The organism is Streptomyces orinoci (assembly GCF_003121295.1).
Lineage (GTDB): Bacteria > Actinomycetota > Actinomycetes > Streptomycetales > Streptomycetaceae > Streptomyces > Streptomyces orinoci.
On record NZ_PHNC01000042.1, the window covers coordinates 119,922 to 132,980 of the forward strand.

Here is a 13,059-nt window from a genome sequence, read left to right on the forward strand (position 1 = left end):
ATGTCGGCGCCGTCGCCAGTCGGCCACCGCGGTTCCCGGGCCGGCCAGCGGCCCCGCCATCAGGGCGTGACCGATGGAGGATGAACGTGCCCGCCACAACGGAGTTGGGCGAGCCGCTCCAGCAGGAGCGCATCGCTCTCGAAAGCAGCCCTACGCCTGTGATGCTGGCGCGCCGTGGTGTGCGCCGCGCTCTGCGGGGCCAGGCGGATGAGACCAAGGTCCGGGAGGCGGAGCTCGTCGCGGACGAGCTCGCACCGTCGAGGAGCGGACCGAATTCACCTGGGACGGGTCCGTCCTCGCCGAACAGACCGCCCATTCGCCGCACCTGCCTGGTCCGCACACCATGAGCTGGGACCACAAGGGCTGGCACCCGCTCGCCCAGACGGAGACCATCACCACCGAGGCCACCGCCGACCTCCCACAAGACCGCATCGACCGCAGCTTCTTCGCAATCGTCACCGACCTCGTCGGAACCCGACCGAGCTCGTCGACACCGCCCGTTACATCACCCCGGACCCGCTCGGCCTCGGCCCGGCCCCCAACCCCGACGTGTACGTCCACAACCCGCACACCTGGTGCGACCCCCTCGGCCTGATGCCGGACGGGAACGACGCGCTGAGAAAGGAGTTGATGGACCTCGGCAAGCAACGGGTCCATCAGGTCGGGGCGGGGCTCGACGAGGACGAGACGCCCCCGGGCGCCTACACGGTGGGCCGCGACGTACCACCGGCAAGATCTACTACGGTGAGAGTGGGTCCGGCACCGGCCACGACCAGTCCGTGATCGACACAATGCCCAAGGAGTCCCGGCTCCCTTCCGGCCGCCCACCGCACGTATGCGGCGAACCACGGATGTTCACGAACGCGATCAAAGACGGCGCAGATCCGAAGAACATCGATCTCGTGACCGTCAACACGAAGGGCAAGAAGTTCAAGATGTGCCAGAACTGCGCGTCTAGGGTGCCCCACTTCGGAGGAGAGGTCCTGACAGGATGAACGGCACCCCCGAGCGGCGGGCGATCCAGGAACTACGGGACGCCCTGTCCGGCACCGTAGCCGAGCTCGAGATCCACCCCATGGATGTCACTGATGCCTGTCACAAGTACGCTGAAGAAGGCTACGAGGTCACCGACCGGCTCCGCGAGTTCTTGGAGCGTTACGGCGAGCTCACGGTGACCTGGCACTGGCGAGGTGTGAAGCAGGAGCTCACGACCTCGGTGGAGCGCACCCTGGAGTCAACTCACGCCATGCCTCGGACACTGGAGATCCTCGCCAAGCGCCTCGGACAGCCCCTACTGTTGGTCGGCACCGTCTTCGACACTGAGGACGCCGTGCTGCTGGCCGAGAACCGCGACATCCTGTTCTACAGTGACGCCGGATTCCAGCGGGTCGCGGGCGGCTTCGGCCAAGCGGTACTCGCGGTCGTGACGGATGCATGGGACAAGACGTTCTTCGGTACCGCGCGCTGAGCTCAGCCCGCAGTTGGTGGTTGATTCCAACTGCCGTGTACTTGAGTCGAGTTGGCGGGCGTCGCGATGGTTGGCGGAGTCGGTCGCGGGTCTGCCAGTTCACCAGGGGGCAGCAGTGCGATGTGGCGGCGGTCCGGATAACGCACTCCGGCAGGCGGGAGACCCCGTCGGCGGCGCAGGTCCGCGACCGGCTGGGCGAGCGCACCGGCTACCTGACGGCGCGGACCTCGCCTTCCTCACCGGTGCCCCGAACCTGAGGCCCCTGAGCCTGTTCTCCCCTCACGGCTGGTGTTCGTGCATCGGCGGTCCGCCCTGAACGAACGGCGCTCCAAGTCACGGCAGTCACTCAACGCGCCCGCGACAGCGGCGGACTTCGGCTCAACGCGGCTGGTAACGACGGCTTTTCCTGGGGAGAATCTGGGGAGTTTCCATTCCGCTGGGGAGCGCCTGGGGAGGATCGGCCGCATAAGACGGCACGCCGGTGAAAGACCCTGAAAGGCTCATCTGCACAGGTCAGCCAAGGACTTTGCCACATCGCCGCAGGCCAACGCCACTAGCTGGACAACTCCATGGAGAACTTCACCGGCGGGTACGCGCTGCGGAACGGAACCCTGTCCACCGGGCTCGCGCCGGAGGTCCCTCAGCAGATCATGGCCGTCAACGATGTCGGCGCCGTCGCCGCGCTGGCGTTCGCCCGGCCGAAGGTGTGGATCGGCCGGGCGGTCTCCCTGGCGGGGACGAACTGACGCCGGTTCAGATCGCCGCGGCCATCGGGAATGCGCTCGGCATACCGCTGCCCTACGTCCAGATCCCGATCGACGCGATCCGGGCCCTGAACGAAGACTTCGCCTACGCCAACGAGTGGCTCGATACACTCGGCTACCGCGCCGACATTCCCGCCACACGGAAGATCCACCCCGCCACGATGGACTTCGGCACCTGGCTGGAGCGCACCGGCGCATCCCAGATCGCGGCCTTCCTCGACTCCACGCGCACCGCAGGGCGGGACGTGTGAGCGCCCGCACCCACGGCCTCGGGCGCATCGGGATCTGGGCAGGGGACTTCGACCACCTCTCCGCACCCGGGGTCCGTAAGGCCGCCGCCGTGATCGAGGACCTCGGCTACGGCAGCCTGTGGTTCCCCTGCTGGCCGGGGCAGGGCATCAGGTGTTCGCCCCTTCGCTGACCGGCCACGGTGAGAAGGAACACCTGCTCACTCCAGACGTCGATCTGGACACCCATGTCGCCGACGTCGGCGCTCTCCTCAGCGAGTGGGATCTCACAACGTGGTCCTGGTCGGGCACAGTTACGCCGGTATGGTCATATCCGGCGTGGCCAACGAGGTCCCGGACCGGATCGCGCATCTGGTCTACGTCGACGCGATGGTCCCGACTGACGGTGAGAGCGCGCTGGACGTCATACCGGACAAGACCCAGCGACTGATCGACGCAGCCCGCGCCTCCGACGCCCCCTGACGCATCCCGCCCGTGCCGGAACTGCCCGCGCCCATGGGTCTGTTCGGCGTGACCGACCCGGCGGACACGGCGTGGCTGCGCACCATGTTGTCGGACGAGTCGGTGCGCTGCTTCCTGCAGCCGGTCCGGCTGGACAACCCGGCCGTGGACGCGATTTCCCGGACGCACATCCACTGTGTCGGCAGCGCACCGGGGGACGTCACGCGCCGCCCGGTTCCGGCGGTGCCGCCAGGCGGCGCTGCGTCGCAGGTGTGGGAGCCGCCGGCAGCGAGAGCAGCCCCACCAGACGGCTGGCCGGGATGCCCAGCGAGGAGGCGAGCTGCTGCTGTGTATGCTCCTCGCCATCACGCAGTCCGCGCAGCACGGCGAAGTGCCGCGGATGCAGGTCCTCCGCGGCCAGGGCGGACTCGAACGCAAGAGCCGCCGCATTGCCCACCGAAGCAATCACGAAGCCGAGTGGCTCGTCCGCCCCAGCGCTCCGCGTAGCAGGTCCTTTCCTCACCCGGGCAACGTAGCAGCTGACCGTTCCTACCGAGACAGTCCTTAGCCGAGTACCGCAGCCAGGCCCTGGTCGTACAGGTCGAGAATGTCGCCCTGCCCGTTTCCCTCAAGCCACGCCGCAGTGGCGGCATCGAAGCACGCGAACGCTGACGCAACGATGGCGCGGGCCTCGGCTTTGTCTGCCCCTGAGGGGGCCAGTCCGGCTTCGGGCAGGGGCAGGAGATGGGAGGACGGTCCTGTTGGCCTCGCTGCTCGAGGAGTTGGAGCAACGGGAAGCCGCTGCGCGGGAGCGGGTGACCGAACTACGGGCGCGGAGCGCCGAGTTGACCGATCAGCTGGAAGGGGCCGAGGAACGTCTGGTGCAGATGGAAGGGGCCCGGGTCACGGTGCGCGAGGTCCTCGAGCCGACTCCGGGCCGCCGTGGGGTGGCCCGGAAGCGCCGTGGGGTGATCCGGGAGCGAAAAGCGCGCGGTTCAGGGGGCGCGCGCTCACTCCTCGTCGCGCAGCTCCCGCAGCGAGAAGGTGAGCAGGAAACCCACCGCCAGGACCAGGCCGCCGACCAGGAACATGGTGTCGAAGCCGGAGGCAAAGGCGTCAACCGCCGGGGCCGTCAGCCTGCCCGTGGAGTCCGGGTCGGAGAGCGCCTGCCGCACAGCCTCGTCCGGGTTCGCGCCGTCGAGCCGACCGGCCGCGACGCCGAAGAGCACCGACATGAAGACCGCGGCGCCGGTGGTGCCGCCGAGCTGCCGGAACAGGCCGGAGGCAGCGTTGGCCACACCCAGCTCGGACTTGGGTGCCGAGCTCTGGACGGCCAGGGTGATGACGGTCTGGGAGAGGCCGATGCCAAAGCCCAGCCAGGCCGCGATCAGCAGGATCACCCACAGCGGGGTGTCCGCCCCGGTGGCGGAGAGCGACAGCAGCGCGCCGGCCATCGAGCCGAGGCCCACGAACGCGGGCTTCTTGTACCGGTTCCACTTCTTGATGATCTTGGCGCAGATTGTCTGGGAGACGATGGCCCCGGTCATCACCGGGATGATCACCAGCCCGGCGACGGTCGCGGTGCGGCCCTGCACCAGCTGCAAGAGGAGCGGCAGCGTGGAGACCGTACCGAAGATGCCGACGCCGATGGTGAAGTTGACGGCGGTGGCCGCGGTGATCCCGCCGCGCCGGAACAGCCGCAGTGGCACCATCGCCTCCGGCCCGCGGGCCCGCTCGGTCAGTACGAACAGCACCAGGCCGATCAGCGAGACCGCGCACAGCGTCAGCGAACGCGCCGATGTCCAGCCCCAGTTGAGGCCCTCCTCGGCGACAATCAGCAGCGGCACCAGGCAGAGCGCCAGGGTGAACGCGCCCCGGTAGTCGATCGGGTGGTCCACCCGCTGGTGGGGCAGGTTGAGCGCCTTGAACACGCTGAGCAGCGCGACCAGACCGAGCGGCACGTTGATCAGGAACGCCCAGCGCCAGCCCGTGATCCCGAGGATGTCGTCGGCGCCCGCGAACAGGCCGCCGACCAGCGGGCCGAGCACGCCGGCCGCGACCCAGGCCATCATCAGATACGAGAAGTAGCGCCCGCGCTCGCGCACCGGGGCGAGGTCGGCGATGACGGCCGTGGGCAGCGACATCAGCCCGGCGCCGCCGAAGCCCTGGACCACGCGGGCGACGGCCAGCATCTCCATCGAGTTCGCCATGGCGCAGGCCGTCGAGCCGATGATGAAGATCACGATCGCCGCAAGGTAGAGCGGCTTGCGGCCGTAGATGTCGGACAGCTTGCCGTAGAACGGCATCGCGATCGTGGAGCTGACCAGGTAGCCGGTGATCACCCATGCCTGGACGGTCTGCCCGTGCAGCTGGTCGCCGATCGCGCGCAGCGCGGTGGAGACGATGGTCTGGTCGAGTGCGGCGAGCAGCACGGCCAGCAGCAGTCCGGACAGCGCCGTGACGATCTGGCGGTGAGTGAAGCCGGCCGGGCCGCCGGCCGGGTACGCGGCGGCCTCGTCGGTCTGCGAGGCAGTGTTCGGCATTCCTGCGCCTTCCCCAAAGTCGACAAACTCTTGTCGATTTGAGCGTAGTGGGCGACAGCGCAGAATGACAAGTTCTTGTCGAAATCCGGGTCGGGCGACGGCTAGGCTGCCACCATGACCGACTTCTCCCCCGCGGCTGAGACATTGAGTGACATCACCACCGAACTGTTCGCCGTCAACGGAGCCCTGCTGCGCGCAGGCGACGCGCTGTCCGCCCGCTTCGGGCTCACCTCCGCGCGCTGGCAGGTCCTCGGCCTGCTCGCCGACGGGCCGCAGAGCGCCGCGCACCTGGCGCGCGAGCGCGGGCTGCGCCGGCAGGCCGTCCAGCAGACCGTGGTCAAGCTGGTCGAGGAAGGCCTGGTCGCCACCTCCCCCAACCCCGCCGACCGGCGGGCCCCGCTGGTCTCGCTGACCGCCAAGGGGGCCGACGTCCTCGCCCGGATCGAGCCCGCCGAGCGGCTGTGGATGGAACACCTCGCCGACGGCCTGGACCCGGACGACCTCAAAGCTACGCTGCGGATGCTGCGTGGCCTTCGGGCGATGCTGGCCGAGGGGCTCCCCCCGGCGCCGGGCGGCGACCCGGAAGCCGCCGCCGTCACAAGTCCAACGTGACCTCGTACTCGGCGAGCCAGGAGCTGAGCCACAGCAACAGCTCCGGGCTACCCCGGTCGTAACCCTCAAGCTGAACCGGACGTTCCTCGGCCACCTCCAGCTGCTCGGTCAACTCGGCGCCCTGCGCCCGTAGTTCGGTCACCCGCTCCCGCACAGCGGCTTCACGCTGCCCCAACTCCTCGACCCCCGAGGCCAGCAGGACTCCCCCTCGCCTCCCACCCCAAACGGCAGAAGGGACCGGCCACCACCGCCGGCCCACCAGCACAAGCACGCAGCTCAACCAGCCCTCTGCCAGTCGCTTGAGAAGAGCCGCACCCTTCTCAGAGCGATTCCGCCACATCTGGCACTGGTTGCCGTACCAGCCCTTGACGTCCTTAACGACGGCGCTGTCCCGCCTGACCCGGCCCCATCTGTCCCTGACGGCTCCGGCGGGCACTGCGGCGGGCGAACTGTCGGCACCGACAGCGCCCGGCGGGAACAGTTGTCCCAGTGGCAGGCCTGCAGCGGACCGGTCGCGGCCCGGGACGGCCGGCCGATCTCGTCGAGAAGGCCGCCGACGAGGTAGGGCACCGGGGCAGAGCAGCCGGGCGCGGTCCCGGCAGGAACGAGCAACCAGGGACCATGCGAGTTCAGTAAGATCGTGAAGATCACCGACAGCAAGGGCAAGCCCGTCGGGCTCAGCCACACCCACCGCTTCCGTCACACCAAGCTGACCCGGCTCGCCGAACTCGGCCTGCCTGTCCACGTGTTGACGCGCTATGCCGGACACGCGACCCCGTCGATGACGATGCACTACGTCGCCGCCCGCCAGGAACATGCCGAGCAGGCGTTCCTGGCCACCGCGAAACTCCGTGCGGATGGCACCCACGTCACCTTCTCCCACGACGACCATGACAGCCTCCACCTGTTCAACCGGGCCGACCGGTTCCTGCCCCACGGCTGGTGCCTGCTGCCGCCCTTGCAGACCTGCGACAAGGGAAATGCCTGCCTGACCTGCTCGGTCTTCGTCACCGACGCGTCTCATCAGAGTGCTCTGGAACGGCAGCTGGACGAGACCGAGGCACTGATCAGCCGCAGCACCACCGCCTTCCAGGAACGGCACGGGCACCCGATGCCCGAGGACAACGTCTGGCTGCTGCAGCGGCGGGCCGAACGCGCGGCCCTCACCAAGCTGCTGGACACCATCCGAGCCAAGCCCGGACGCGCGGTCCAGGGCGCCGGCTGCGGCACTGCCCCCACCGGCCCCGTCGCGCTCACCCTCGACCTCGACCGTCACCGAAGGATGCGGCCATGACCGACGATGCCCGCGCGAAGCGCACCCAGACACTCGCTGCCGCTGCGAAGGCCAAGTCCCACGTCAAGACGCAGGCCGCGGAGAAGGCGATTCGCACCCTGGTCAAACGCGGTGAGTCGATCACCTTCCAAGCCGTCCAGCGCGAGGCCGGAGTCTCCCACGCCTTCCTCTATAACCACCCCGACCTGCGGGGACGCATCGAGCGACTCCGGGCCCAGGCCCGGCCGGTCCCCGCACCGACGCCTCCGGCCGACGAGCAGGGCACCCTCGTCCTCGCACTGACCAGTCAGATCACACGGTTGAAGAAGCAGCACCGCCAAGAAGTGCAAGCCCTGCGAGACGCACTGGAGCAGGCCCACGGCGAGAACCTCGACCTCCGCCGCGAACTCGACCGCCGTGGTCGCGACACGCCCAGGCCTCAGGAGCGGGGGGCAGGCTGACAGATCAGTCCGCGCGATCCAGCCCGAGGGCACTACCCACCGGGACCGCCCGCCACATCGCGCTGACCTGCGGAAGCGTTTCGATGAACGTGGCAATCTGGGACAGCGCTGCGGCCCGTTCATGACCGATGGGATCGAAGTCGAAGCCCATGCTGTCGGACCAGGCCATATCGCTCAGGTTGGCCCAGGCCGGGGCATCGGTGAAGAACAGTTCGAGCTCTACGCTCCAGCGCTGCGGCTGCCAGAACTCGTCATCCTGGTCACCCTCGTCGCGCACCGCGAACTGCCTGGTGAAGGCCAGTGCGGGACGGTCGTCGTTCCAACTCCACCGCCCCCATTGCACGATGAACCCGTCGCCGTCGTCCTCTGCAGGCTCAATCCCGTCGATTTCCACCTGGACGAACTCCTGGAACGCAGACCATGCCCGCGCAACGTCGTCGACCGCGTCCGGGTCGAGTCCATGGCGTCGAAGGATCAGCGCGAACATCTCAGGACTGTTCTTCCAGTGCGTGGCCATGCCGGATGCTAACTGACCACCGCCGGCTCCAGGACGGCGCCAGCCATAGCTCACCAGCGGACGGCGACAACGGGCCTCGCTCGGGCTCGTTACAGCCATCGCAACAACATCCCGACCTGGGAAGTAGCGATCAAAGAAGCTTCGAACCGCAGATAACGGACGGGACCGGCAAGTCACACTTCACCGAAGGTCTGGCCCAGGCCGCGATCGAGAAGGACCTGCGGGTGGCCTGGTTCACCCTGGAGACCCTGAGCGCCGCGATCAGCAAGTCGAAGGTCGACGGGTCCACCGCCCGCACCGTCGCCCGGATCCGCCGGGCCGATTTGATCGTGATCGACGATATTGGCCTGCTTCCGGTCGGCGAGGACGCCGCCGAGGCGTTCTACCGAATCATTGACGCGGCCTACGAGCGTCGCTCCATCGCGGTGACCAGCAACATTCACCCCTCAAAAGCACACATGTTCCGGCGAACCCGTGCAAGGTGCTGCCGAAGCATCACGGGTTCGCGGTGGGGGTTGGAGGCAGCGGCAACTCGGCACGGACTTCGGCGGCGTCCGGGCTTGTCGTGAGGGTGGCATCGTTGCGGCGCAAGGCGGCGAGTGCCGCCTTGTTGTGAGTCTTGGTGTCTGCGACTACGGTCCGCGCACCGGTTCGAGCGGCTTCATGGAGAAGCAGGCGGAGGGTGGCGGTCCCGATTCCGCGTCCGCGCCACGAACGGGCAAGCCACATGCCGGTTTCGAGGACGTCATGGCTGTCGCGGAGAGCCAGACGGGCCGAACCCACGATCTTTCCGTCGTGGCTGATTGCGAATGTGGACTCGCGGAGCGGGCCGACAAGTCCGGGGCGTCGAGATCGATGCCAGTTCCGGAAGGCTTCCTGCCGTTCCGGCGTCCACCCGGGTGGACCGGTCACGGGCGGCATGGCCTCCTCGGGTGCTGCATCGTCGACGGCCACCGCGAGAAGTTCTTCGAGGCTGTCCTCATCCACCTGCTGCAATTCCACCTGACCGGTCATGGCGGCTCCTCTCAACTACGGGCACTGACGCCGCTGTTGATCCTCATGCTCTGGTTGGTGTCGTGCCAGCGGTTTTCGGCAGGGCCGCCACGCGTCCGGGATCGACATGGTCGGCGAGATAGATCAGGGTGGCCTGCGGGTCCATCCCGAAGGCGGCGGCGACGAGCTTGGGGTCCATGGTGTTCACCAGGTCGACGAGGCGGGTGCTGCGGATCGTCCGGGGCGGGTATCCGCAGTCGTCAAGGACGTGGGAGAGATAGGCAGTTGAGGCCGGGCGGAGCCCGGCCTTGGTCCCTTTGGTGACCATCACCTGCGGGTTGGCCGTCGGCCATGCCTCGCGGTGGGCCAGGCAGCGTTGCAGTACCGTCCAGGAGGCCGGATCGAGCAGAACCGGGTGGGGCCGCTTGCCGAGGCGGACAGTCTGGGCCTTCGGGTCGATGTCGGTGACCTGCAACATCCGGGCCTCGGAACTGGAGGCGCCGTGCAGCAGGGCAAGCATGCCGACCAGGGCCTCGTGCGGGTGGACATCCTCGTCGGTGGTCCAGCGGCGGAAGAGGTCGCGCTGCTGGTCGAGGGCGAGGGTGCGGCCGCGGAAGCCGTTCGGCTCCTTCGCGGTCAAAGTCCGTGTCGGGTCGATGAGGACGATGTGTTTGGTGCGGGCGAAGCGGAAGAACTGCCGCAGCGCGGTCAGCCGCCGCTTGCGGGCTCGGGGCAGGGTGGCCAGGAAGGCTTCGACGTCGTGCACGTCGGCCAGGGCCCAGTCGTTCTTGCCGCGGTGCTCGACGAGGAAAAGGGCCAGGTCACGCAGGATGGCCAGGGCGGTTTCCAGGGTGTGGTCGCTGCGGGGCCGGGTGCCGGCCCGGCGGGCCCGGTCCTGGGCCCGCATCCGGGAGGTGTCGAAGGCGGCGACGGCGGTCCGGAGGGGATCGGGGACGGCGTCGATGAGGCGTTTGCGTCGCCCGGCGGCAAGCCGTTCGGCCTGGTCGGTGGGCAGGGCCAGGCCGCGAAGGGTGAAGAAGTCCTCGAGCGCGCGGGCGAAGGAGCCCATCGACCGTCCCGGGCGGCGGGATCGTTCCAGCAGCGCCTGGGGCGAGTTCGAATGCTCGTCCTCCAGGAGTCGGCCCAGGTCGGTGACGATGCTGCAGGCCCGGGCGACGCAGTGACGGGCGGCGACATGGGCGACGAAGTCGCCCAGCCATGCGGGCGGGTCGGCGAGCCGTTCGCGAAGGTGTTCGCCGCGGATGAAGGGGCGTTGGGGGTGTTTCTGCCAGCCGGGCGAGCACAGTCCCAACCCGGCATGCCGTCGCAGCCGTCCGCACTCACGGCAGACCCGGGGCGGCTTCTTCGGTGATCCGGGATGAGAACAAGGACCGCACCAGCCGGTCGTCTCGCGCAGATAGCCTGGCTTGCCGCAGCGTGGACATGGCTGCTGGGTGGCGAGCTGGTCGGTTTTGCGGCGGCAGTTTCGGCACGGCCGGTTCTGGGCCGCGCGGACCGGGTGGCCGCACTGTTCGCAGACGCGCGAACAGAGGATGCACCGGCCGGTGTCCTCCTGGAGCACACGGTCCTTGCCGCAGGATGGGCACTTCGCCTTGGCGGCCTGTCCCTGCATCCGGCGCCAGCACCGGCAGCAGCGCTGGCGGTCGCGATAACCGACGGGGGCACCACAGGCGAGGCAGTCCCGTTGCTTCTTGCCCATCGCGATGCCGTCCGGTCACAGGGGCGGCATCGACCGGCCCCGCCCGGAGGCCATCTGCGGGAGGTCGGCGACGGGCCGGGGCGGTGCGGCGGGCCGCTCGACGGGGGTGGTGTCGACCTCGATCAAGTCGTTGGGGGTGCACTCCAGCGCGGTGCACAACGCGGCCAGCGTGGTCATCTTCACCTGCGAGGGTTCCTTGGTGAACAGCGCGGACACCGACGCGGAGGACAGCTCCAGGCCGGCTTTCTCGGCCAGCAGCCGCCGCAGCTCGGTCCCGGTCCACACCTCGCGCTGGGCGGCGGCCATCCGCAGCCGCCATCGGATCTTCATGCCGTGGTGCCCTTCCCGGTCAGCTCGGCCAGGGTGCCGGCGACGGCCCGCTGATAGGCGTCCTCGATGAACGTCGCGGAGGGCCGGACATAACGCATGGTCGAGCTGACCGTCCAGTGCCCGAGCATCTGCTGGATCGCCACCAGGTCGACGCCACGTTCGTAGTTGTGGGTCGCGCAGGCCCGCCGCAGGGCATGCGGGCTGAACCGCTCGGACGGCGGGCGCCCTTCGAGCTCCATCAGATACCGCAACCGGTTACGGATCGTCCCCCGGTGCAGGTTGCCGCCGGACTCGTCGGCGAACAGCACAGGAGAATCAGGGAACTTGGGCCGCACATCCTCCAGGAACCACCGCAGCACCAGGTCCAGGCCGTCGAGCATGGGCACCCAGCGCGGCCGCGGTCCGGAGGTGTGGGCCCCCTTGCCGAAGCGGACATGGAGCTTGCCGAACGGGCCGCGGACGAAGTGCACGTCCGGCTTCTCCAGCAGCGATGCCTCCTCCGAGCGGAGTCCGGCGTGATACAGCGTCCTAAACAGCGCATAGTCCCTCGCGGCGGGTCCGTACTTCCTCGCCGTTGCGATCCGCTGCTTCATGAAGCCGAAGAACTCCGCCACCCGCTCGGGGTCGGCGGTGGCACCAGGGCCGGGGAATCGTCGCCGACATGCCGGGAGGCGTTGAATTCGTCGACCGGGCAGACCAGTCGGACGCCGAACGCGGCCTCGATCTCGGCCGCCTTCCGAGCCTGCAGGAACCGGTGGAACCCCTTGAAGATCTGCATATACTCGCGACGGGTCGAGGTCTTGCGGCCCTTCACGGCGAGATCGCCGACCACGCGGTCGATGTCCTCCGGGGTCACCTCCCACGCGGGCCGGCCCGGTGCGGTCAGCGTCCGTTCCAGCAGACCGATGTCGTTGTCGATGGTCACCGGGCTGAACCCGCGGGCCCGCCACGACGCGACGAACGCATCGACACACGCGGTCTGGAACTGCCACGGGTCCGTCGCCAGCGGCTCCTGCGGAACGGCTCCGCCCGCGATGACCTGGAGTCTCGCCTCGGCCACCAGCACACCTTCCTCGCACCTGAGCGGTCAAGGCAGCACCTGGAAAACCGGAGTGCTACCGCGAGAACCAACGAGGACCCCGGAAACGGGATACGGCCAGGTGGCAGCGACAACTCCTGTGAGGGAACAAGTGCCAGCCCCAGATGGCTTCGACACGATCATGCCCAAGACCCTCGCCGGGGCGAGCACCGACCGCCTGATGCACCACGCTCACCTCGTGACCACCACCGGCGACTCACACCGCCTCGCCGAGCCCTGGCCGGCAAGGGAGTGATCCCCTTGAACTGACCCCCCGCCCCCCAGGAACACCACTGTCCACAGGCATGGATTTCTGATGGCCACCAGCCCAGACACCCAACGACCACCCACCTGGGCATCTCAATGACCGTTGACACGTGAACGGCAAGTGGCCGCATGGGCCCACGACTACCAGCACCACCGGCACGCGCCACCCCTGCACGACGTCATCGCCACGCACTGCCCGACAACATCCACAACCCCATGGCGGGCCGCGGACCTGCGAACTGGCGTCGCGCCCCTGGTCAAGGAGGACTGGCTGACGGTTGCTTCCGCTGCTTGGCTGCCGGTCCGGCCCGGACCCGCCTACTGGCGTGTCCTGTACCCGCCCT

General features: G+C 68.7%; 17 protein-coding genes and 3 pseudogenes. 11 read left to right on the forward strand and 9 right to left on the reverse strand.

The features are described 5' to 3' along the window. Positions 1-253: 253 nt before the first annotated feature. The 7 genes and pseudogenes from CV755_RS36560 to CV755_RS33665 form a co-directional block, all read left to right on the forward strand. Positions 254-600, forward strand: a pseudogene (locus CV755_RS36560) (RHS repeat-associated core domain-containing protein); the annotation flags it as partial. A 179-nt stretch (positions 601-779) separates the two neighbouring features. Further along, positions 780-995 (forward strand): hypothetical protein, encoded by a 216-nt coding sequence (locus CV755_RS34430; protein ID WP_153068800.1) that lies wholly within the window; start codon positions 780-782, stop codon positions 993-995. After that, complete coding sequence (locus CV755_RS33655) at positions 992-1,468, forward strand: SUKH-3 domain-containing protein (RefSeq protein WP_109284717.1); 477 nt, start codon at positions 992-994, stop codon at positions 1,466-1,468. The genes CV755_RS34430 and CV755_RS33655 overlap by 4 nt, the downstream gene beginning before the upstream one ends. A gap of 569 nt (positions 1,469-2,037) precedes the next feature. Beyond that, a complete protein-coding gene (locus tag CV755_RS34875; protein ID WP_161968798.1) occupies positions 2,038-2,214 on the forward strand; it encodes a Rossmann-fold NAD(P)-binding domain-containing protein in 177 nt (58 codons plus the stop codon). Beyond that, a complete protein-coding gene (locus CV755_RS33660; protein ID WP_109284719.1) occupies positions 2,175-2,483 on the forward strand; it encodes a Rossmann-fold NAD(P)-binding domain-containing protein in 309 nt (102 codons plus the stop codon). Before CV755_RS34875 ends, CV755_RS33660 begins: the two co-directional genes overlap by 40 nt. Continuing rightward, positions 2,480-2,653 carry a hypothetical protein gene (locus tag CV755_RS34880; protein ID WP_161968799.1) on the forward strand — a complete coding sequence of 58 codons (174 nt, stop codon included), beginning with the start codon at positions 2,480-2,482 and terminating at the stop codon, positions 2,651-2,653. Before CV755_RS33660 ends, CV755_RS34880 begins: the two co-directional genes overlap by 4 nt. Continuing rightward, positions 2,602-3,206, forward strand: a pseudogene (locus CV755_RS33665) (alpha/beta fold hydrolase); the annotation flags it as partial. The gene CV755_RS34880 and the pseudogene CV755_RS33665, both read left to right, overlap by 52 nt. Here the strand turns inward: CV755_RS33665 and CV755_RS35030 are convergent. Both CV755_RS35030 and tcr3 read right to left on the reverse strand, forming a co-directional pair. Continuing rightward, entirely contained in the window at positions 3,142-3,390 is a 249-nt protein-coding gene (locus CV755_RS35030) for an RNA polymerase sigma factor sigma-70 region 4 domain-containing protein (protein WP_162605225.1), read from the reverse strand. The pseudogene CV755_RS33665 and the gene CV755_RS35030 overlap by 65 nt on opposite strands. 541 nt (positions 3,391-3,931) lie before the next feature. Continuing rightward, complete coding sequence (gene tcr3, locus CV755_RS33670) at positions 3,932-5,464, reverse strand: tetracycline efflux MFS transporter Tcr3 (RefSeq protein WP_109284721.1); 1,533 nt, start codon at positions 5,462-5,464, stop codon at positions 3,932-3,934. A gap of 114 nt (positions 5,465-5,578) precedes the next feature. Here tcr3 and CV755_RS33675 point away from each other — a divergent pair, with 114 nt between their 5' ends. Continuing rightward, positions 5,579-6,076, forward strand: coding sequence for a MarR family winged helix-turn-helix transcriptional regulator (locus tag CV755_RS33675; RefSeq protein WP_109284723.1), 498 nt, complete (start codon positions 5,579-5,581; stop codon positions 6,074-6,076). Here CV755_RS33675 and CV755_RS34435 read toward each other — a convergent pair. Then, entirely contained in the window at positions 6,060-6,251 is a 192-nt protein-coding gene (locus CV755_RS34435) for a hypothetical protein (protein WP_153068801.1), read from the reverse strand. The genes CV755_RS33675 and CV755_RS34435 overlap by 17 nt on opposite strands. Before the next feature lie 465 nt (positions 6,252-6,716). On the opposite strand from CV755_RS34435, the gene CV755_RS33680 reads away from it, so the two are divergent. Further along, the gene (locus CV755_RS33680) at positions 6,717-7,370 is read left to right on the forward strand and encodes a tyrosine-type recombinase/integrase (RefSeq protein ID WP_206608464.1); all 654 of its coding nucleotides are present in this window, start codon (positions 6,717-6,719) and stop codon (positions 7,368-7,370) included. Then, a complete protein-coding gene (locus CV755_RS33685) occupies positions 7,367-7,810 on the forward strand; it encodes a DUF6262 family protein (protein ID WP_109284725.1) in 444 nt (147 codons plus the stop codon). Before CV755_RS33680 ends, CV755_RS33685 begins: the two co-directional genes overlap by 4 nt. 4 nt (positions 7,811-7,814) lie before the next feature. On the opposite strand, the gene CV755_RS33690 is transcribed toward CV755_RS33685, so the two are convergent. Next, positions 7,815-8,297: a hypothetical protein gene (locus tag CV755_RS33690; RefSeq protein ID WP_153068802.1), complete on the reverse strand. Its 483-nt coding sequence runs from the start codon at positions 8,295-8,297 to the stop codon at positions 7,815-7,817. Between the two features lie 191 nt (positions 8,298-8,488). Here CV755_RS33690 and CV755_RS36860 point away from each other — a divergent pair. Continuing rightward, positions 8,489-8,896 (forward strand): annotated as a pseudogene (locus CV755_RS36860) (ATP-binding protein); the annotation flags it as partial. Here the strand turns inward: CV755_RS36860 and CV755_RS33700 are convergent. The 5 genes from CV755_RS33700 to CV755_RS35635 are packed head-to-tail and all read right to left on the reverse strand — an operon-like array spanning position 8,823 to position 12,430. Continuing rightward, positions 8,823-9,341, reverse strand: coding sequence for a GNAT family N-acetyltransferase (locus CV755_RS33700; protein ID WP_109284729.1), 519 nt, complete (start codon positions 9,339-9,341; stop codon positions 8,823-8,825). The pseudogene CV755_RS36860 and the gene CV755_RS33700 sit on opposite strands and share 74 nt — an antisense overlap. A 43-nt stretch (positions 9,342-9,384) precedes the next feature. Further along, positions 9,385-11,040 (reverse strand): tyrosine-type recombinase/integrase, encoded by a 1,656-nt coding sequence (locus CV755_RS33705; protein WP_109284731.1) that lies wholly within the window; start codon positions 11,038-11,040, stop codon positions 9,385-9,387. Positions 11,041-11,055: 15 nt separating this feature from the next. Then, on the reverse strand, positions 11,056-11,370 hold the full coding sequence (locus tag CV755_RS33710) for a helix-turn-helix domain-containing protein (RefSeq protein WP_109284732.1): 315 nt from the start codon (positions 11,368-11,370) through the stop codon (positions 11,056-11,058). Continuing rightward, complete coding sequence (locus CV755_RS35630; RefSeq protein ID WP_206608466.1) at positions 11,367-11,963, reverse strand: tyrosine-type recombinase/integrase; 597 nt, start codon at positions 11,961-11,963, stop codon at positions 11,367-11,369. Before CV755_RS35630 ends, CV755_RS33710 begins: the two co-directional genes overlap by 4 nt. Next, on the reverse strand, positions 11,960-12,430 hold the full coding sequence (locus tag CV755_RS35635; RefSeq protein WP_206608467.1) for a hypothetical protein: 471 nt from the start codon (positions 12,428-12,430) through the stop codon (positions 11,960-11,962). The genes CV755_RS35630 and CV755_RS35635 overlap by 4 nt, the downstream gene beginning before the upstream one ends. Between the last annotated feature and the right edge of the window lie 629 nt (positions 12,431-13,059).